Genomic DNA, 20843 nt, shown 5'->3' on the forward strand with positions numbered 1-20843 from the left:
CAATGCAACTTGAGCAGGAAGCAAGGGCGGGGGGGGATGACATTTTCTCTGTCCCATTTCACCCTTTCAACCATGACATTTTCTCTGTCCCTTGACAGTTATATTTTCGCATCCCACGGCACCCGGATGGCTTGAAGAAACGACATGGAAAATCGGGCGGTCCCTCATTGGAAGGGACCGCCCGATTTTCACCGCTGCAATTTTGTCGCCTACTGCTCGACGTAAACCTGGTCCAGACGATTGATCAGTCCGCGGTAGAGGTCGTCCGCCCCCTTCACGCTCTTGCCCTTCGCGTAGGGGAAGTCGGGCGTAGTGAGATACACCCAGGCCGTGAGTTCGTTGATCCTGTTCCAGAGCTGCGTGTAGATCGCCTCTCGTTCCGGGCCGTCGGGCGTCACCTTGCCCTTGTCGATCAGCTCGTCGACCTGAGCGTCCTTCAGCCAGACGCGGTTCGAGGGCCCCGCGTTCTTGGAGTGGAAGGGGCCACCGATCCAGTTGTCGGGATCGGGGTTCGCGTCGGAGGCGGCCCAGCCGATGATGAAGGAGGCCAGTTCGCCGGACTTGAGCCGCTCCAGGAACGTCCCCCACTCGAGGATCTGGACCTCCACCTGGATCCCCACCTCGGCGAGCTGCGCCTGGATGATGGTGGCGCTGTCGATCCGCTCCTTGCGGTCGTTCGTCCAGATCGTCATCGTATAGTCCTTGGGGAAACCGGCCTCCTCGAGCAGGGCCTTGGCCCCCTCGGGGTCGTACTTGAAGGGTTCCGGATTGCTCGGATAGTAAAGGTGCTTGGGCAGGAAGGGTCCCTGAGGAACCACGGCGTAGCCGTCGTAGACGACCTCGTTGAGCCCCTCCTTGTCGATGGCCATCCCGATCGCCTTGCGGACCCTGGGGTCGTCGAAGGGCTTTTTCTGCGTATGGAGCCCCAGATAGGTGATGTTCATCCCGGGCGTCAGGACCACGTCGACCTTCTTCTCCTCCTGCATACGTTTGACGTCCGTGTAGGGGACGTTGTAGATCAGGTCCACGTTGCCCGTCTCGAGCTCGATGACCCGGCTGTTCGACTCCGGGATGCAGCGGAAGGTCAGCGTCTTGGCCTTGGCCTTCTCCCCCCAGTAGTCCTCGAAACGCTCCATCACCGTCCGGTCTCCCTTGACCATGCTGACGAACTTGAAGGGGCCGGTGCCGATCGGGGCGTTGCCGTAATTCTTTCCGGCCTCCTCAACGGCCTTCTTGTTCATGATGTAGGCCGAAGAGTGCGAGAGGTTCCCCAGAAACGCCGTCATGGGAACCCGGGAGCGGACGAGCAGCGTATAATCGTCGATCTTCTCGAACCCATTGGGGTCGATGTTGTCCCCATAGGTCTTGACCGGCGCCGAGCTGGGGAGCGTCATGCGGTGCAGGGAGAAGATGACGTCGTCCGCCTTCAACTCCTCGCCGTTGTGGAACTTGACGCCCTTGCGGAGCTTGAACTTGTAGGTGAGCGGGTCGACCTGCTCCCACGACTCGGCGAGAACGGGGGCCATGCTCTTGTCCTTGCGGATCTCGAGCAGCGGTTCGTAGAGCTGAATCAGCGCGCTGCTCGAGGACGTATCGTTGGTCCCCTGGGGGTCCAAGGACTTCGCATCGGACGACATCCCCACGGTCAGGGTCTCCTTGATTGCGGCAAACCCCGGAGCGCAAAAGGCCAAAACCGAAACCAGAACGAACAGAACTGCCAATTTCCTCACACTAAAACACTCCCCTTTCCTCATTTACGAACCCTCCGAAAAACTTCCCTGCCGTCAGCCATCCTCCGCTTGTCCTCCACCTCCCCGCCGTCGGGGGTCATCCTCTCCCCGGTCACTGAAACCTCAGCAGCCCTCCCGCCCGGTCGGCGGTCAGGAGGTTGTCCTCGCAGGCCAGGACCCCGGCCACCCAGACCTTGTCTATCCCCAAAGGCGGGGCCAGGGGCTCTTTGTGCGTGCTCCCGTCCAGGACCGTATCGGGATCGAAGAGGACCATGTCCGCGTCCATTCCCGGGCGCAGGACCCCCTTCCTCCCGAGCCCCAGCCGAGCGGCCGGGAGGGAGGTCATCTTGCGCACCGCCTCCTCGAGCCGCAAAACCTTCAGTTCTCTGACGTAACGTCCCAAGACCCTGGGGAAGGTGCCCGCCGAGCGTGGATGGCAAAGACGGCCCGGAGCCGGATGCGATCCGTCCGACCCCACCATGACCAGCGGATGCACCATCACGTTCCGAACGTCCTGTTCGTCCAGGGTAAAGAAACAGGCGGCATCGTTGCCCTCGTTTCGGTAGATGATCTCCAAAGCGGCGTCGACCTCGTCCAGCCCCATCGCCTCCGCGGCCTCCCTCAGCGACAGCCCTCGGAACTGCGGCGTCATGGGAACGTCCATCAACAGGATGCCCCGCTCGATGGCGGCGGTGCAGCGCGTCCATTCCCGCATCTCCTGCGCGGCCTCCCGGCGTCTCCTTTCGTCGCCCAGGGCGTCCAGCAGCCCCTCCAGCCCTCCGCTGTGCAGGTGATTGGGGATGAGGATCCTGAGGGTCGTGGAGGAGGCGGTGTAGGGGTACTGGTCGACGGTGACGTCGATCCCCTCGGCGCGGGCTCCATCGATGATCGAGAAAAGGTGCTCCGCCATATCGGGACGATCCGCGGCCTTCGCCTTGAGATGGACGACCTGGACCGGGATGCCGTTGACGCGCCCGACGTTCAGGGTCGCCCTGACGGATTCCGGAGATCCGGCGGCCTGATTGCGCATATGGGAAAGGTAGAGCCCACGTTTGTCGGCGAGGCCCCCCGCGACGTATTCGATCTCCTCGTCCGAGGAGAAGAACCCCGGGGGATACCCCAGTCCGCTCGTCATTCCGAAGGCACCGGCATCGACGGCCTCCCGGGCGAGACCCCGCATGGCATCGAGCTCGGCGCGCGATGGGGTCCTGTCCTCGAAGCCCATGACCGCCAATCGGATCGTCCCCTGCCCGACAAAGGCCCCCACGTTCAAACCCAACGGAAGGGCCGCCAGACGGTCGAGCCAGTCCGCGAAGCTCCGCCAGCTCCAATCCGTCTCCCCCCCGGTCCGGAGAAAACCGCAGTACCGGTCGAGCAGGGGGACCGTCCCGTCGGTCACCGGTGCGGGGCTGAGCCCGCACTGCCCCACCATGATGGTGGTGACGCCCTGGCGCAGGGAGATCCCGCCCGAGGGGTCCCTCAGCAGGTCGAAGTCCGCATGATTGTGGATATCGATGAACCCGGGGGCCAGGACCCTGCCCCGGGCGTCGATCTCGCGGGCTGCAGCGCCCTCCGGGACGCGCCCGATGACGGCGATCCGGCCGTCCGAGACGGCGAGGTCCGCGGCGAAGAAACCGGCCCCGGTCCCATCGACGATACGGGCGTTGCGCACTACAAAATCCAGCATGTTTCCTCCCTCACGATCTCGAGGTCCCCGCCGCCCGGAGGCGCTCCCCGACGAACGCACGGGCCTGACCGAGGGTCCCCGCATCCGGACAATAGACGCGCATCAGCACGCCACGCCGCCCCCGCAGCAACAGGACGTTCATCGCCTCCAACGACTGCACTTCGTGAACGTCCCCCCACGCTACCCGTTTGACGACGCTGCGCAGCGGGTCCGATACGTCCTCGATCGGGTAGCCCCTCCATCTCGGAAACGCGGCACGCCCCAAGGGCACGGGGCTGACGCGCAGGTTCTCGCAGTACGCCTCCCCCTCCTCCAAACGATAGAGGGCCGCGTAGCGGTTTCTCTGGATCAACAGCGCCGCAAGGGCAAAGACGGCCGCAAAAATGAGCGTCACATAGCCCGATACCCAGGCCGCGCCGGTGAGGTGCGTGCGGTCCAGATAGCCCCCGAACCAGAGCTGAAGGGCCATGAGGATGACCGCCATCAGCCCCCAGGCGATGCAGAGCACCAGGAGCACATCCAGGAGGATCAGGGGATTCGTGGCGATGGGAACGCCGACGAACCAGCGCAACACCCTCGGCCGGGCCGTCCGGCCGGATCCTCCGCGATCAGACGCCGAGGGACGCTCCAAGACCGTTCTCCCTCGGGAAGTGACAGGCCACGAGGTGTCCGTCCTCCTTGGGCTCCAGCGGAGGTTCCACCTCCGTACAAATCTCCTGACGACAGAAGCAGCGTCCCGCGAAACGACAGCCCGACGGGGGCGAGATCGGAGAGGGCACGTCCCCCTCGAGTATGATCCTGCGCGGAGGACCGCTCCTCACCCGGGCCACGGGAACGGCCGAGAGGAGCGCCTGCGTGTAGGGGTGCATCGGGTTCTTGAAAAGCGTGATGTTGTCCGTCATCTCCACGATCTTGCCGAGGTACATCACCGCCACCCGATCGGAGACGTAGCGGACCACACTCAGGTCGTGGGAAATGAAGAGATAGGTAAAGCCCCGCTCCTTCCTCAGGTCGCCCAACAGGTTCAGTATCTGCGCCTGAATGCAGACATCGAGCGCCGAAACGGGCTCGTCCAGGACGATGAACTCGGGGTCCAGCGCCAGAGCGCGGGCGATGCCGATGCGCTGGCGCCTGCCCCCGTCCAGTTCGTGAGGATAGGAGGTACAGAGCCGCTCGGACAGGCCGACGGTGTCCATCATCTCCTTCACGCGCCTGTCGATGGAACCGCGCCCGCCGGGAAGGCCGTTGATGACCATGGGCTCCGCGATCAGCTGCGAGACGGACATCCTGGGGTTCAGAGAGGAGAAAGGATCCTGAAAGACGATCTGGACCTTCTTCCGAAACTCGGCCTTCTGCGCGGAACCGTATTTCAGGGTGTCCTCGCCCTGGTACAGGATCTCGCCGCCCGTCGCGGGGATCAGTCCGATCACGACGCGCCCCAGCGTCGACTTGCCGCATCCGGACTCCCCGACGAGCCCCAGAGTCTTCCCCCGGGGAATCCCGAACGAGACGTCATCCACCGCCTTCAGAGTTCCCTTGCGGACCTCGAAATACTTCTTCAGATTCCGGATCTCCAGGAACGTCCTCTCATCCGCCGTATTCTTGACTGCCGTCATCGGTCGGTCCCCGCCTTCATCTCATCGCTCAGGACGTCCTCACCCGCTCCGTCCAACGGAAAATGGCAGCTCACGAAGTGTCCGGGGCGAACCTCGCGCATCGCGCAGCCCGGCCTTCGGCAGACCTCACGGGCCCGTTCGCATCGGGGCGCAAAGCGGCAGCCCTCGGGCAACGCGGTCGGGTCCGGGGGCAGGCCGGGAATGACTGCCAATCGGGCTCCCACGTCGCTCTCCAGCGAGGGCACCGCCTCGAAAAGACCGCGGGTGTAGGGGTGCAGCGGATGATCGAAAAGGTCCTTCACCGAGGCGTACTCCACCACCGTTCCCGCATAGGCGATCGCGACGTCGTCGCAGGTTTCCGCCACGACCCCCAGGTCGTGCGTGATCAGCAGCATCGAGGTCCGGATCTTATTCTGAAGCTCGCGGATGAGGTCCAGAATCTGCGCCTGGATGGTCACGTCGAGCGCGGTCGTCGGCTCGTCCGCGATCAGGAGCGCCGGTTCGCAGGCCAGGGCGATGGCGATGACGACCCTCTGGCGCATCCCCCCGCTCAACTGGTGCGGGTAGTCCTTGGCCCGTTCGGAACGGATTCCCACCATCTCCAGCATTTCCTCGGCACGTCTGCGGGCGTCCTCCCCCTTCAGATCGGTGTGCAGCTGGATCATCTCCATGATCTGGTCCTCGATCGTCATGATCGGGTTGAGGGAGGTCATGGGGTCCTGGAAAATCATCGAGATCCTTCCACCCCTCAGGTGTTTTTTCTCGGACTCGGTCATCCGCATGACGTCCTCGCCCTCGAAAAGGATCCTGCCGCCCGAAATGCGTCCCGGAGGACTTTGGATCAGCTGAAGGACCGCCAGGGCGGTCGTGGTCTTGCCCGCACCGGTCTCCCCCACGAAACCGAGGGTCTTCCCCCGCTCCAATGCCAGATTGAGGCCGTTCACGGCCTTCACCAGTCCGGTATCCGTGTCGTATTCCACGCTCAGGTCCCGGATGTCGAGAATCCTCTCCATCTCCGGGGCGCAGCTCGCCGTTCTGTCGATTCCCATACTCTCTACCTCTTTTGCTTGGGGTCGAGGGCATCGCGCAGCCCGTCCCCGATAAAATTCAAAGCGATGATCGTGACGACGATCGCGATCCCCGGGAAGAGGCTGAGGTAGGCGCTGCCCCTGAGATAGCCCCTGGCACTGGAGAGCATACCCCCCCATTCCGGATAGGGAGGCTGAATCCCCAGCCCGATGAAGCTGAGGCTCGCGGCGGACAGAATCGCGTTGGCGACGCGCAGCGTGGACTGGACGATCAGGGGCGCGCAACAGTTCGGAAGGATGTGCGTGAGGATGATCCTGAGGTCGCTGGCCCCCATGGCCCGGGCCGCCTCGACGAACTCCATCTCCTTGACGGACAGGACCGAGGCCCGCAGCAGCCGCGCAAAGGTCGGGACCGAGGAGATCCCCACGGCGATCATCAGGTTGAACAGCCCCGGCCCGAGCGCCGCCGATATCGCGATGGCGAGCAGGGTCGTGGGAATGGAAAGCTGAATGTCCATGACGCGCATGACCACGTGGTCGAGCCTGCCGCCGTAGAAGCCCGCGACGGCCCCCAGCGCGCCGCCCAACAGGAGGGATATCGACACCGCCACCAGCCCCACCTGCAGGGAGACGCGGGCGCCATAGATCAGCCGGCTGAGGACATCGCGCCCAAACTCGTCCGTCCCCAGCCAATGGGCCGCACTGGGCGCGGCCAGCCTCTCCCTGAGGTTCTGTTTCGCATAGTCGTAGGGCGCGATCACGTCCGCAAAAAGGGCGGAGAAGATCAGAAACCCCAGGATGACGAGCCCCAGGACGGCCAGTCGGTTGCGCCGCAGCCGCACGAGGGTCAGTCTCAGCATGCTGTTCTTCTTCAGCAACATTCTCGTGCCCCCTATCGGTACTGGGCCCGGATCCGCGGATCGACCCAGGCGTAAAGAAGGTCCACAGCCAGATTCATCAGGCAGAAGACCAAGGCGATATAGAGCACGCCCCCCTGAACGACCGGGTAGTCCCGCATCTTGATGGAGTTGACCATCAGGCGCCCCACACCGGGGATCGAGAACACCGTCTCGGTGAGGATGCCCCCTCCGAGCAGCGCCCCAAACTGCATGCCGATGATCGTGATGATCGGGATCAGGGCATTGGGCAGGGCGTGCTTGAAGATCACCTTGAGCTCGGACTGCCCCTTCGCACGGGCGGTACGGATGTAGTCGGCCTTGATGACCTCCAGCATGCTGGAGCGCGTCATGCGCGTGATGATGGCGAGGCTGCCGCCCGAGAGGGTGAAGACGGGCATGACCATCTCGTCGAACGTCGTGAAGCCGGACGGGGGCAGCCAGCCCAGATGGACGGAAAAGAGGAGGATCAGGAGGATTCCGAGCCAGAAGTTCGGCATCGCCACCCCGATGAGGGCCAGGACCATGGTGACGGAATCGAAGAGCGAGTACTGCCTGACGGCGCAGATGATACCGAAGGGAATCCCGACCAAAACGCCGAGCAGCACGGCGTAGAAGGCCAGCCGGAGCGTGATGGGGAAACGATTCATCAACTCCTCCGTGACGGGGTTCTTGGTGACGTAGGACGTTCCGAAGTCGCCCTTCACAAACCCGTTGTAGAAATAGCGGGAGAACTGGACCAGAAAGGGCTCGTCGAGCCCGTGGTTCTTCCGGAACTGCTCGACGGCCTCGGGAGGGGCGTCCTCGCCCAGGGCCATGCGCGCCGGATCCCCGGGCGTGATGTAGAGCAGCGTGAAGATGATGAAGGCGACCCCCAGAATGACCGGTACGAGCATCAAGGTTCTGTGCAGCACGTATCTGAGCATGATGTTCCCCCTCTTGGATCGGTTGAGGTCCCCGCCAAGGCCTGCAAGGACCGGTTGGTTCGTTTTGGAATGGCTTTGGAACGAAAGGGCGTACGCGCCGTTTCGGATGTTTCCCCGCTCCCATTATGGCACGGCACGAAAGCTCTTGGCAAGCTCCCGCCCCAATCAAACCACCGGATACGAAAAGGCCGGGGACCGCACCCCGAAGGGCGAGCCCCCGGCCGGCGTATGCCTCAGCCTCCCCGGCGGCCGACGCTCAAATCGAGCCCGGCAAATTCCCTGACGAACCGAACCGTGTAATCGACGACGGCCTCGAGGATCTCCCCCCCCACCTTCTCGTCCGCCCGGGCGGGGCTGTCGCCGTAGCCCGCATCCCCGGACGGAATGGAATCGACCACGTCGCGCACCATCTTCACCGTCGCTCCCTCGAACTCGACGCTGTGAATATGGACGTTCCTCAGGCGCTCGCTGAAATGGGCGACCTCGCTCGCGAAGCAATCGCCGGGGTGGACCCAGTCGGGGCGGACCGCCATGGCCACGGCGGCCTCGATTCCCCCCCCATGTCCGCACATCCATTCCTGCCTCATCTGGCCGCAGAGCACCCACCAATCGATCTCCGCCGCCTGGCCGCCCTGTTTGTACAGGTAAAGGGAGGCGGTGTCGATGGCGGCGACGTTGCCCCCATGCCCGTTCAGAAAGAGAAGGCGTCGCACCCCGCAGCTCAGCACGGCGTCAACGCAGCCCTTCAGAACGGCACAGAGCGCCTCGTAGCCGATATCGACCGACCCCGGAAAATTCTTGAGCGCCGGCGTGACGCCATAGGGCATCGTCGGCAGCACCAGAACCTCGTCCGGCATCCTGGCCTCGATCCGGGCCGCCATCGCGTCGGGAATGATGGCGTCCGTCGCGAGCGGCCCGATGGGACCGTGCTCCTCGAGGCTTCCCAGGGGAAGGATCGCGACGAGACCCTCCCGCGACCTCAGTTCCTGGGCCTTCTTCCACGTCAATGCTCCCAAGTACACCGTTACCGCTTCCTTTCGTCGTTCGAGATGCCGCCCCGGACGTCCTCAGTCGAAATGGCGCTTCAGGGTCGCCTCGGACACCGGTTTCGTCACCAGGCTGACGAGGATCGTCACGGCCATGGCCACGAACCAGGTCGGTATCAGGGCGTCAAAGCCGAGGGTCATCCCCCTGAGCGCCGCGGACAGCGGCTGAAGGACGCTCAGCCCCAATTTGTCGAGAATCGCCGGCGATGCGGACATGGGGATGTAGACCAGCGCCCCGACGAGGACTCCCGCCACGGCGCCGGTGCTGGTCGTCCGCCTCCAGTACATGCCCAGAAGGATGGGCGTCGCCCAAATCGTGAGCCCGCCGAAGGAAAAGATGATGATGTCGAAAATCGCACTCGGTCTCCAGATCCCGAACAGGATGGCGATCACCCCCAGAACCACCGTGATGACGCGCGACAGCTTGAGGATCTCGGCGTCCGAGGCCTTTTTGTTCAGCAGGTTCTGGTAGATGTCGCGGGAGATCCCCCCCGTGGAGACGATGAGCAGGCTGTCGATCGTGGACATCCCCGCGGCCATGATCCCCGAGATCATCAGGGCGGCGAAGAACGGGGAGACGCCCTTCTGGAGGATCAGCGGGACGATGAAGTCCATCTGTTTGCCCTCGAGCCCGGGCACCGAGACGATCCCCAGGACCCCCACCCACTCGATCAGGGTCGCGGAGACCCACATGCCGAGCGTCCCCAGGATGACGGCCTTGAACATGACCTTGTAGTTCTTCATCGTGAAGAACTTCGTCGCCAGAGCCGGGCTGCCGATATTGAAGAAGCTCCACATCACGACCATGGAGACCAGCCGCGGCCAGGGATAGGACCCGGTGGCCCCGGGATGGGCCATGTAGGCCGGGTTCATCTCGAGCAGCTTCGCGTTGATCGCCTCGAGCCCGCCCCCCATGTCGAGCGCGACGAAAAAGGCGACGACGGCGGTCACCACCATCAGCAGCCCCTGGAGGACGTCCGTCAGCATCGCCCCGCGGATACCTCCGGTCATGCAGTAGAGGATGACGATTATGCCCGTGGCGACCACGCCCATCCACTCCGGAAGGCCCGTGAAGGTGTTGAAGATGATCCCCGCACCGATGATCTGCGCCCCCATCATCGGGACGACGAAGAAAACCATCAGGATCGCCTGGAGGCTGCGGATCGCGTCGGACTCGTAGCGGTCGCCCAGATAGTCCGCCATCGTCAGGAAGCCGTTCCGATGGCCGAGCCGGATCAGTTTTCTGCCCACGACGAGCGCCGGGATGATCATGCTGAAGACCAGCCCCGGCACGGAGATGGTCAGGCCGGGATAGCCCTGCCGGTAGCACGCGGCCGGGACCCCCATGAAGGTGCTCATGCTGTACTGGGTCGTGAAGTAGGCGATGCCGCTGACGATGGCTCCCGCCTTTCCCCCCATGACGAAGAACTCCCTGAGCGAGTCGGTCCTCCGCGCGGAGAAGTAGCCGATCGCAGCCATGATGACGAAATAGCCGCCCAGTACGAGAAAGAAGGTCCCCTGCGCGGGGACGATCATGTCGCTGACGTTCATCCTCCCGATTCCTCCCCAATCAATTCAATGGCGCCGGCCCGTAAACCCGGCCCCGTTTGCACCCGCAGCAAATCCGAGGCGCAAACGCCTCGGACGCCCCCATACGCGACAGGCCCCGGCTCAGGCGTCGGTGCCCAGCTCCAGGTACTCCTCGCGCCCCATGGCCTGAAGGTAAAAAATGAAGATCAGAACCATGACGGCCACGGTCAGCCAAAACCAGCCGACCATGAAGAGCGGCAGTCCCTTCCAGGAGGGGACGTACTCCGTCGCATAGAAGCATCGAACCGGAAGCATCACGACGGCATACATCGCCAGGAAGACGGCCGACCACCTGCGTTCGAACGCGTTATCCCACATACCCATTTCAACACCCCGTCTCATATTGATAGGCCCGTCGGGGACGGGCCGAACAGAATCGCATCACGGCGCCCTTCTCTCCTCGGACTGTGCTTCTCCCCTCCCGACGAGGGACGCCAACTCCGAGGCCAGGGCGCCCAGCCGGTTGGACTGAACCCCGGCGTAATGGACCACGATCGTCTCCGCGCGCGGATTTTCGACCCCGCGCCGAAGGACGCGAAGCGCCTCGGAAAGGCCCGGAACGAACTCCGAGCCCCCCGACCAGTCCTGAAGATGGGCGTCCCGCGCCGCATAGAAAATGCGGTTGAGGAGCCGTACCGCCCGCAGCTCCATGGAAAAGGGCAGAGAGGGTGCGCGCAGCCAGCCGCGCCGTCCCTCCTCGAGCGCCCGACGCCTTGGCGCCAGGTCCAGCCAGGGGCGCAGAGCGGACTCCAGCTCCCGGACACGCTCGAGGACGGCGTCCCACAGGGCCGATATATCGAAGGCCGACCTCTCGACGGACAGGAGCCGAAGCGCCGCCGTCACGTAGAGGGCGGCGTCGGCCTCGAGAATTTTCGGGTCGCAGAACTCCGCGGTGTCCGCCTCGGTGTGCCACCACCAGGGCATTCCGGCCTCTCCGGTGCGATGGGGGCTGTCCGGGGGCAGGGCGGAGGTCCAGATGAAGAAGGGGGAGACGCCGATGTTCTGAAAGGATTGGTCCCAGGCCCGAACCCGGGATGAGAGCTCACCGGACCGGCCGACGACGTCGCGCAGGGTTCGATCCGCCAGGGCGAAGAGGTCCGGACCGGCGGTCACCACGCGGGAGGGCACGGCCCCAAGCATGCCGGGCATGTCGATGTTCGAATAGGCGAGGCAGTATCGGTCGACCTCGTCGAAACGGTCGCGCGCATAAAGCGACGAGCCGGCATACTTTCCGAACTCGTGGCCGGACCACCAACAGACCCGTACCCCCCAGCGCCGGTCCCGAACCCGAGCCAGGGCCTCGGCGAGGGTGAGCGCGATCGCCGCGCCCGTGGCGTTGTCCGTGGCCCCGTAATGCTTGCTGTCCAGGTGGGCGCCGACCAGCAGAAAGTACGGTTCGCCGGCCGTCGACGGGATGCGGGCCTCGAGCAGCGGAACGTCGGCGATCCGCTCGGGACTCGTACAGGAGAGCGACAGCTCCGCACCGTCCTTCGCGGCGTCCATCAGGATATCCCCGTCCTCGGCGTTGACGGCGAGCACGGGGATGCCCGGAGACCAACAGGCCTCCTCCGGCATGGGAGTGCCCCAGCCCAAGGATATGCCGCTCCGATGGATCTCGCGCTCCCTCCCGCCGGCCCAGCAGATCACGAAGCCGGCGGCTCCACGGGACTGCGCGTCCAGCACCGCCTCGGCCGAGACGAACCGGGAGAGCACGACGCCCCCTTCGAGGTCACGCCGGGCCCCATAGGGAATTCTCGAGGAGAGGTAATCCAGCGGCCCCAAGGGAAAATCTCCGGCCTCCAGCACCCGGGCCCTGCCGACAACCGCCTCCGCCGGCGCGGAGAAATTCCAGGCAGCGGCGCCGAACGTTCTCCTCCCACTCTCTCCGAAGCACGGCGTGAGGACGATGCGGCCCTCCCCGCCGAACGCAAGAATCCCCCGCGCGGAGGACTCCTCATAAGGGATGTCCGCATTCTCCAGGCGGGAGCGGATATACTCGCGGGCGGCACGTTCTCCATCGCCGTCGGAACGGCGCACGAACGAGGCCAGTACCCTGAAATGGCGGTGGAGAGCATCGAGGTCCAGGAGGGACAGGGCCGTTTGTTCCCGCTCCGACAACATGTGAAAACGTCCTTTCGGGATAGGATGGAAATCCTTCGGCAGGAATGCTTTTAGAAATCGCCACCGCTTATGGATGCATCAACACAGCACAATGGCACTTGGAAAGTATAGCATCAAGTGAGCGTCCCGTGGAGACCCGATCGGGGGAGATCCCCCCGATCGGCCGCGTTTCTCGGAACCGAACCCGACAAGGGCCGGCTTCCGCATCCTCTCGACCGCCTTGACCCGACGCTTCCGGCCGGAGGACGGGCAACAGGGGGCGGGTCCCCCGCCCCCTGCCCACGATCCGTCCGATTTTCTACATGAAGCGTTCGATGGGCCCCGTCATCTCCTCGAGCACCGGGACGTAGGACTGGGGCCTGCGCCCGAAACAGACGTCCATCTGCTCGTAGAAGGTCACCTCGTTCAGATTGACGGAGCGCTGAACGATGGCCTCCGCCGTCGGCATGTAGCGGATGCGCCCGTCGTGGACCTCGACGACCGTCACCCCGCTGACCCCCTCGTCCAGGAGGATGACCCCCGCCGAGCCGATCTCCTTGCCGAAGTTGACGTCGTAGGCGGAGGTGGAGCCGCTGCGGACGATATGTCCGGGGACGACCTCGCGCACCTCCGGGATCTCGAAGACCTTCGGGACGAACATGCCCGAGACCTTCATGAACTGCCGGATCTCCGGGTCCTCCCGCATCATCCCCTCGATGCGGGTGCGGATGTAACGTCCCGCCCCCGCCAGACGGACGTGCCCGAAGGAGTCCGTGCTGTCGCCGCTGTCAGAGAAATACTTGCCGTCCTCGCCCTTCACCCCCTCGGCGACGACCATCACGTAGGTGCCGGAACGCGCGTCCGAGTTGAGGATGCGCCTCATGTAGTAATGCTTCACGTGATAATAGACGGCCTCGAAGTCCACCGTGATCTCCGGGATCAGGATGCAGTCCGCATCGGCGGCCACTCCCCCACGAAAGGCCGTGTGTCCCGCGTAGCGGCCGAAGACCTCGACGATCATGACGCGGTTGTGCGTCTTGCCCGTCGTCTTGAGGTCCTCGACGATGCGGGAGATCTTGTTGATGGCCGAGTCCCCGCCCACGGAGTAGGTCTGGAGGTCCAGGTCCATCGTCTTGGGAGCGTGGACACAGGCGATTCCGTTCTCGGCCAGGTCCACCACCACGCTCCCGGTATCGTCGCCGCCCGATATGAGCAGTCCGTCCAGGTTGAATTTCCTCAGCCCCAGCAAGATACGGTCGTACTTCTCGGGGTCGGGTATCTTCGATATCTTCACGCGGCTGTGTCCGGCATCGCTGCCCGCGAAGGCGGAGTTGACGTGATCGGTCCGCTCCTCGTCGAGGAACACCAGCCGCTCGAAGTCCACCAGGTTGTAGAGCCCCGCATACCCGTTGGGGATGATATACGCCCCAATCCCCCGCGCCATCGCCGTCTTGGCCGCGCCTCGAACGACGGCGTTCAGTCCGCCGCAGTCCCCGCCCGACGTGATGATGCCGATATTCTTCATCCTCTTGCCCATGATCTCGCCCCCATACCCCTTGGATGTCGACAAATCTTCGATAGCGATATTCTATACCAAGACCAAGAGAAGCACCCAGTCGCACGCAAAGGAGAAAAACCGAATTTTCGTCAGGAGGCCCCCGTCCCCCCTCCTTCGCGCCACGGGACGGGAAAGCGGGGACGCGCGCTTGACGCATCCCCGCTCCCCATCGCTCGGGGGTTTACGAAAGCCCCCGCCGCACCGTCAGCAGGCCGGAACGGACTCGATGCACTTCGCCGGACACTTGGCGATGCACGTGCCGCAGTTCACGCACTTTTCCGGATCGATGACCGCCACGTCGCGGTCCATCGTGATGGCGCCCGCCGGGCATACCTTCGAACAGAGCCCGCAGCCGATGCAGCCCACGCTGCAGACCTTCTTGACGGTCGGCCCCTTCCAATGGGAGTTGCAGGCCACCGCCACGTTCTCGCCCCTCGGCACCAGGGTCAGCACGGATTTGGGACAGGTGGCCACGCAGGTACCGCACCCCACGCACTTCGACGTATCCACCGTAGCCAGTCCGTCCACAATGCTCAAAGCTCCAAAGACACAGACTTTGACGCAGGTTCCAAACCCCATGCAGCCGAAGGGACAGGCGTTTGGGGATCCGCCGGGCAATATCGCCGCCGAGCGGCAGTCCTGGATGCCGCTGTAGACGGCATTGCGCGGCGAGCGTTCCGGCGTCCCCCGGCACTTCAGAAAGGCGTGCATGGGAACGCTCTTCTCCGCCTTGACCCCCATGATCTCCGCAATGCGCTCCGCCACCGGTGCCCCCCCGACGGAGCAGAGGTTCGTCTTCGCCCCATCGGCCACGACCCCCTCGGCATAGCCGTCGCACCCCGGGTAGCCGCACCCCGCGCAGTTGGCCCCCGGAAGCGCCTCGCGGATCAGCTGAACCCGAAGGTCCGGCTTCACGAAGAAGACGATCGAGGCCAGGGCCAGCAGCACGCCGAAGATCAGGCCCAACGAGCCCATCAGGACCGAAGGATAAATCAGCACTTGCATAAAATCCATGTCCATCCCCCCTATCGGCTACTTGACCATGCCGTTGAAGCCCATGAAGGCGATGGACATCAGGCCGGCGGTGACGAGCGCCAGGGGCAGGCCCCTCAGACACTTGGGAATGGCGTCGTTCCGATCCAGGCGCTCCCGTATCCCCGACATCAGAATGATGGCGAGCAGAAAGCCGAGGGAGGACCCCAGAGCGTTGACGAGGGACTGGACCAGCGTGTAGTTCTCGTTCATGTTGATGACGGCGACGCCCAGCACCGCGCAGTTGGTCGTGATCAGGGGCAGGAAGATCCCCAGCGACTTGTAGAGCCCCGGGTTCAGCTTCTTCAGCGCCAGCTCGACGAACTGCACCAGCGCCGCGATCACCAGGATGAAGGACAGGGTGTAGAGGTACTCCAGGTGCAGGGGCACGAGCACGTAATGATAGACCAGCCACGTCATCAGCGACGAAAGCAGGATGACGAACACCACCGCCAGGCCCATGCCCCTGGCCGTCTCCAGCCTGGTGGAGACCCCCATGAAGGGGCAGCAACCCAGAAAGCGCGACAGGAGAATGTTGTGAATGAAGATGGAGCTCACGAAGAGCAGCATCAAATCCATCAGGCCCTGCCCCCTTCCTTGGCGGTCTCGGGACCGCAGCCGCAGCAGACCGCCCCCATGGCGCAGGAGGAGCAGCCCAGCGGCGCCTCGGGCTCGGGACGGCCCCGGCGCGCGGCCCACCAGGACTGAAGGGCACGGAAGAACCCCATGCAAAGCCCCAAGGCGATGAAGCCGCCCGGCGCGAGCACCATCAGGAGCGCGGGCTGAAAGCCCGCCGGGGTGACGGACACGTTGAAGATCGTCCCGTTCCCCAGGAACTCCCGAATCGCCCCCAGGAGCATCAGGGCGCACGTGAAGCCCAGTCCCATGCCCAGGCCGTCCAGAGCGGAGGCGACGACGCCGTTCTTGAACGCGAACGCCTCGGCACGCGCCAGGATGATGCAGTTGACGACGATCAAGGGGATGAAGATGCCCAGGGCCTTGTTCAGTTCCGGCGCGAAACCCGCCATCAGGAACTGGATGACGGTGACGAATCCCGCGATGACGACGATGAAGATGGGGATCCGAATCTCCTCGGGTACCCCCTTGCGCATGACCGAGACGACGATGTTGGAGGCGATCAGCACGAACATCGCCGCGACGCCCATCCCCAGGCCGTTCACGACGCTGGTGGAAACCGCGAGCGTCGGACAGAGCCCGATGCACTGGACGAAGGTCGGGTTGTCGCTCAGGATTCCGTTGGTCACAGTCCTCAGTGGATTCGTCATTTCACGCCCCCCTCGATGTTTCGTTTCCAATAATCCACCGCTGCATTGACGCCCGTCACGACCGCCGTGGAGGTGATGGTCGCCCCGGAGATGGCCTGAACCTCGTCCGGAGCGGCGGGCTGCTGCTTGACCACCCGCAGGGGAAGGCCGTCCCTGTTCTCGAACTGCCCGGAGAAAAAGGGCTCCACCGCCTTGGCCCCGAGCCCCGGCGTCTCCGACTGCTTCAGAATCCGAATGGCGCGGACCGTCCCCGCCGGAGTCAACCCGACGACGATCTCCACGGGCCCTCCATATCCCTTGGGAAGCACGGTGATGCAGTACCCCACACTCTCCGAGCCCTTCAGGGCCTCCTCGGCCCCCACCACGGGCTCGGCCCCGGAGGCCGCGGGCAAGGGCCTGAAGCCGTCGGCATCGGGCATGACCCCCTTGAGGGCCTGAGCCCTCTCCGCATCCCGGGTCGCGCGGATCGCATCGGCCGTCGCCCACTGGACGACGCCCAGAATCAGCCCGGTCACCGCGGTGACCAGGAACAGCGTCCCCCCCAGGCGTAGCATCTTCCTCGCGCGAGACCTTTTCTCGGCAGCGTCCGTCATCTCTTCGCCTCCCCCAGAATTCTGGGTACCGTCATCCTGTCGATCAGGGGAACGGTCAGGTTCATGATCAGAATGGAATAGGACACGCCCTCCGGATAGCCGCCGAACGTCCGGATCAATGCGGTGAGCAGGCCGCAGCCGGCGGCAAAGACGTATTGCCCCTTCGCCGTCATGGGGGACGTGGTGTAATCCGTCGCCATGAAGACGGCCCCCAGCATCAGCCCCCCCGCCAGGACCTCATAGAAGGGCCCCTCGGCGCGCCCGAACGCCAGCGACAGCACGGCCACGGTACCGATGTAGACGGTGGGTATGCGCCAGGAGACGATGCCCTTCCAGACCAGCAGAGCCCCGCCCAGCAAGAGGGCGGCGGCCGAGGTCTCCCCGATGCATCCGCCCACGTTGCCGACGAGGAGGTCCCACCAGGAGGGCAAAACCGGAGCCGAGGCGGCCGAGACGGCCGCACCGGTCGCCTGCGACACGGCGGCCACGGAGGACTCCGACGCGGCGGCCATTCCCTTGAGGAGCCCCAAGGGGGTTGCTCCGCTGACGCCCTGGACGGTCCAGGTCGTCATGGCCACGGGCCAGGAGATCAACATCATGGCACGGGCCGCAAGGGCCGGGTTGACGATGTTTCCCCCCAGGCCGCCGAAGAACTGCTTGACCAGCACGATGGCGAAGACGGAACCGCAGGCGGCCATCCACAGCGGGACGGAGGGCGGCAGGTTGTAGGCCAGCAGAAGCCCGGTGACCGCGGCCGAGAGATCGGATACCGTCACGGGCTGCCCCGCCAGCTTCTGCCAGAGGTACTCCGACCCCACGCACACGACCACGCAGGTGACGATCACCCAGACCGAGGAAAGCCCAAGAAACCAGACCCCGGCCGCCCCGGCGGGCAGGAGCGCGGCGAGAACCCACGCCATGATCTTTCGCGTGTCGAGGGGCGCATGGATATGAGGGGAACTGGCGACGACAAAACGAGAACTCATTTCTTCTGCGCTCCCTTCTTTCTGCGTTCCGCCATCACGGCGGCCTTGCCGTCGCGACAGGTCTGGGTGAGACACCGAGAGGCCGGACAGTCGTAGGTGCAGCACCCGCACTCGATGCAGTTCATGCCTCCGGCGCTCTCGAACAGGGCGTACTCCCTGCGGCGCACCGCGTGGTCCAGCTCCGACGGGACGAGGCGCATCGGGCAGGCCTGGACGCAGCGCCCGCAGCGCAGGCAGTTCGACTCGACGGGCAGCGCCGCCGAACGGGACGAGAGCGCCAGGATGCCGGATGTTCCCTTCACCACGGGAACATCCAGGGACCGCATGGAGATCCCCATCATGGGGCCTCCGGCCAGGACCTTGACCGGCTCCTCGGTGAAGCCCCCCGCGGCCTCGACAAGCTCCCGTACCGGCGTCCCCAGGGGAACCAGGAGATTTTTGGGATCGGCGACCACATCCCCGGTGACGGAGACGATGCGGTCCATGACGGGAATGCCCTGGGTCAGGGCAAGCCAGATGTGATAGAGCGTCCGGACGTTCAGGATGATGCAGCCCACGTCCGCGGGCAAGGCTCCGGGCGGGATCTCCTGACCCGTGACGGACCAGATGAGCATCTTTTCCGCTCCCTGAGGATACTTGACCTGATGCGGCACCACGCGTATCCGGGAAAAATCGTGTTCCGACAGCTCCCCCCGGATCCGCTCGATGCTCTCGGGCTTGTTCTCCTCGATGGCGATGACCCCCACGGCCTCGGGAAAAAGCTCCAGGCAGAGCTCGAGCCCCTCGATGATGGGCTCGGGCCGCTCCAGCATCAGGCGGTTGTCGCAGTTCAGGAAGGGCTCGCACTCGGCGCCGTTCACGATCACCCAGCGGATGACACGCCCCTCCGGCGGCGCCAGCTTGACGTGGGTGGGGAAACAGGCCCCCCCCATACCGACGATTCCCGCAGCCCGAATCAGCTTGAGGTAGTCCTCTCGTTCGGGCTTATGCCCGAGATCGTCCAGCAACGTGGGCGCATGCTCGTACTCCCCGTCGTTCTCCAGGACGATACACTCCTCGAAGCTCCCCGGAATCGTCATCCTGGGGCCAATCTCCTTGACCGTCCCCGAGACGCTCGCCAGGATCGGAGCCGAGACGAACGCCTCGGAATCCGCCAGCTTCTGCCCCAGCAAAACGCGCTCCCCCCGCTTGACCATGGGGGTACAGGGGACTCCCAGATGCTGGGACAGCGGAAAAACCAGATCCCCCTTCGGCGACAGGGGCTCGACCACCTTCTCCGCCGTCAGGACCTTCCCATCCGGCGGATGAATCCCTCCCTTGAACGTCGGCAACCTCATCTCAAGACTCCCCTCAAAAAAGACTGGAATCCAAACGCCCCCCATTCTCTCCCTCGCAAAAAAAACATCCGCCATCGCTCCCCAGGTCAAAGAACGATGCCGGTCAAAGTGAGCTCCCTTCCAAATCATTCCCGGCGGGCAAGGACAACGAGCCAGACGGACGATTCGGAACGGGAACAGGGAGGCCGTCGGTCCGAACACCGTTTTATTATAATGACGCCCCATAAAAAAAGCAAAAAGCCGCTCGCCGCCTTCGCCTCGAAAGAGGCCCCCTCCGGGGAGCGTGCACGGCAAGGCCGCGGCACCCGAAACCGGCGCGCCGCGGCCCCGCAGGACGGGCTTGTTCGTTTTGAGGAGGCACTCCCCGTTCGCCTCAGTCGAACCAGAACACCCGAGGAAAGTTCAGAGCGCACTCCTGCCCCACGGAAAGCTTCGGTTCCCGGCGTCCCTTCTGGACACGGACCTCCTGCCGCCCCACCTTGACGAAATAGTCCACGGTCTCCCCCAGGTAGGCGATGCGGTCCACCACGCCCCTAAGGCCCCCCTCCTCGTCGGGGCGAAGCTCCACCTCCGCGGGGCGGCAGGCCAGGGTAGCCGTTCGGGCGCCCGAGAGCGATGCGGGCAGCTCGGCCGCGAGGCTCCCCGCCTCGGGCGCTCCGGCGAGGTACGCCCGACCGCCCTCGATCGCGACGGGCAGGAAGTTGGAGAGCCCGATGAAGCTGAACACGAACTTGTTGGCGGGGTTCGCATAGACGTTCAGCGGGGTGCCGATCTGCTCGGGGCGGCCATCCCTCATGACCATGATCCGGTCGGACAGCGCCATGGCCTCCGACTGGTCGTGGGTGACGTAAATGATCGAGAAGTCGTACTGGCGCTGCAGGTCCTTGATCTCAAAGCGCATCTCCTCGCGCAGGTGGGGATCGAGGTTGGAGAGGGGCTCGTCCAGCAGCAGGAGCCCCGGATTGATCGAGAGCGCGCGGGCCAGGGCGATGCGCTGCTTCTCGCCGCCCGACAGTTCGTTGGGATAGAGCGCGGCCTGACGGGTCAGGTTGGTGTTCTCGAGCGCCTTCTTGGTCCGCTCGGCGATCTCGGTTCTCGAGAGCCCCTTGATCTTCAGCGGAAACGCGACGTTGTCGAAGACCGTCATGTGGGGCCACACGGCGAAGGCCTGAAAGACCATGCCGAATCCCCGTTTCTCGGGCGCCAGGTAATAACGTTTTTCACTGGATGAGACGAGGCTGCCCCCCACCTCGATCTCCCCCTCGTCCAGATCCTCGAATCCGGCGATCATCCGCAGCGTCGTCGTCTTGCCGCACCCCGATGGCCCCAGAAAGGAGAAGCACTCCCCCTTCTCTATCGAAAGGTTGAGATCGTCCACCGCGACGACCTGCCCGAAACGTTTGGTAACGTGTCTGAGTTCCACGAAAGCCAT

The 20843-nt window shown here is 64.4% G+C and carries 19 protein-coding genes; all 19 read right to left on the bottom strand.

Annotated elements, in window-relative coordinates; genetic code table 11:
- Positions 1–209: 209 nt before the first annotated feature.
- Entirely contained in the window at positions 210–1730 is a 1521-nt protein-coding gene (locus EII26_RS04390; RefSeq protein WP_233572603.1) for an ABC transporter substrate-binding protein, read from the bottom strand.
- 112 nt (positions 1731–1842) lie between these two features.
- Positions 1843–3417, bottom strand: coding sequence for an N-acyl-D-amino-acid deacylase family protein (locus EII26_RS04395; RefSeq protein ID WP_124887942.1), 1575 nt, complete (start codon positions 3415–3417; stop codon positions 1843–1845).
- 10 nt (positions 3418–3427) lie between these two features.
- Positions 3428–3991: a hypothetical protein gene (locus EII26_RS04400; RefSeq protein WP_124887943.1), complete on the bottom strand. Its 564-nt coding sequence runs from the start codon at positions 3989–3991 to the stop codon at positions 3428–3430.
- 34 nt (positions 3992–4025) lie between these two features.
- Entirely contained in the window at positions 4026–5033 is a 1008-nt protein-coding gene (locus EII26_RS04405; RefSeq protein WP_124887944.1) for an ABC transporter ATP-binding protein, read from the bottom strand.
- On the bottom strand, positions 5030–6082 hold the full coding sequence (locus EII26_RS04410; RefSeq protein ID WP_233572604.1) for an ABC transporter ATP-binding protein: 1053 nt from the start codon (positions 6080–6082) through the stop codon (positions 5030–5032). Before EII26_RS04410 ends, EII26_RS04405 begins: the two co-directional genes overlap by 4 nt.
- A gap of 5 nt (positions 6083–6087) precedes the next feature.
- Positions 6088–6942: an ABC transporter permease gene (locus EII26_RS04415; protein ID WP_199735066.1), complete on the bottom strand. Its 855-nt coding sequence runs from the start codon at positions 6940–6942 to the stop codon at positions 6088–6090.
- 11 nt (positions 6943–6953) lie between these two features.
- Positions 6954–7883 (bottom strand): nickel ABC transporter permease, encoded by a 930-nt coding sequence (gene nikB, locus EII26_RS04420; RefSeq protein ID WP_124887945.1) that lies wholly within the window; start codon positions 7881–7883, stop codon positions 6954–6956.
- Between the two features lie 233 nt (positions 7884–8116).
- Positions 8117–8899 (bottom strand): creatininase family protein, encoded by a 783-nt coding sequence (locus tag EII26_RS04425; RefSeq protein ID WP_233572605.1) that lies wholly within the window; start codon positions 8897–8899, stop codon positions 8117–8119.
- Positions 8900–8950: 51 nt separating this feature from the next.
- Positions 8951–10480, bottom strand: a complete 1530-nt coding sequence (locus EII26_RS04430) for a sodium:solute symporter family protein (protein WP_124887947.1) — start codon at positions 10478–10480, stop codon at positions 8951–8953.
- A 120-nt stretch (positions 10481–10600) separates the two neighbouring features.
- On the bottom strand, positions 10601–10843 hold the full coding sequence (locus EII26_RS04435) for a hypothetical protein (RefSeq protein WP_124887948.1): 243 nt from the start codon (positions 10841–10843) through the stop codon (positions 10601–10603).
- Between the two features lie 57 nt (positions 10844–10900).
- Positions 10901–12640 (bottom strand): M28 family metallopeptidase, encoded by a 1740-nt coding sequence (locus EII26_RS04440; RefSeq protein WP_124887949.1) that lies wholly within the window; start codon positions 12638–12640, stop codon positions 10901–10903.
- A gap of 298 nt (positions 12641–12938) precedes the next feature.
- The gene (locus EII26_RS04445; protein WP_233572606.1) at positions 12939–14189 is read right to left on the bottom strand and encodes a 6-phosphofructokinase; all 1251 of its coding nucleotides are present in this window, start codon (positions 14187–14189) and stop codon (positions 12939–12941) included.
- 192 nt (positions 14190–14381) lie between these two features.
- Entirely contained in the window at positions 14382–15191 is an 810-nt protein-coding gene (locus EII26_RS04450; RefSeq protein ID WP_124887950.1) for an RnfABCDGE type electron transport complex subunit B, read from the bottom strand.
- Positions 15192–15209: 18 nt separating this feature from the next.
- Complete coding sequence (gene rsxA, locus EII26_RS04455; RefSeq protein ID WP_124887951.1) at positions 15210–15788, bottom strand: electron transport complex subunit RsxA; 579 nt, start codon at positions 15786–15788, stop codon at positions 15210–15212.
- On the bottom strand, positions 15788–16495 hold the full coding sequence (gene rsxE / locus EII26_RS04460; protein ID WP_124887952.1) for an electron transport complex subunit RsxE: 708 nt from the start codon (positions 16493–16495) through the stop codon (positions 15788–15790). The genes rsxA and rsxE overlap by 1 nt, the downstream gene beginning before the upstream one ends.
- Entirely contained in the window at positions 16492–17049 is a 558-nt protein-coding gene (locus EII26_RS04465; protein WP_233572607.1) for an RnfABCDGE type electron transport complex subunit G, read from the bottom strand. Before EII26_RS04465 ends, rsxE begins: the two co-directional genes overlap by 4 nt.
- 35 nt (positions 17050–17084) lie before the next feature.
- Entirely contained in the window at positions 17085–18074 is a 990-nt protein-coding gene (locus EII26_RS04470; RefSeq protein ID WP_124887954.1) for an RnfABCDGE type electron transport complex subunit D, read from the bottom strand.
- Positions 18071–19411 carry an electron transport complex subunit RsxC gene (gene rsxC, locus EII26_RS04475; protein WP_124887955.1) on the bottom strand — a complete coding sequence of 447 codons (1341 nt, stop codon included), beginning with the start codon at positions 19409–19411 and terminating at the stop codon, positions 18071–18073. Before rsxC ends, EII26_RS04470 begins: the two co-directional genes overlap by 4 nt.
- A gap of 373 nt (positions 19412–19784) precedes the next feature.
- A complete protein-coding gene (locus EII26_RS04480; RefSeq protein WP_124887956.1) occupies positions 19785–20843 on the bottom strand; it encodes an ABC transporter ATP-binding protein in 1059 nt (352 codons plus the stop codon).

Origin of the sequence: Fretibacterium sp. OH1220_COT-178, assembly GCF_003860125.1 — a bacterium.
In the GTDB taxonomy this organism is placed as follows: Bacteria; Synergistota; Synergistia; order Synergistales; family Aminobacteriaceae; genus CAJPSE01.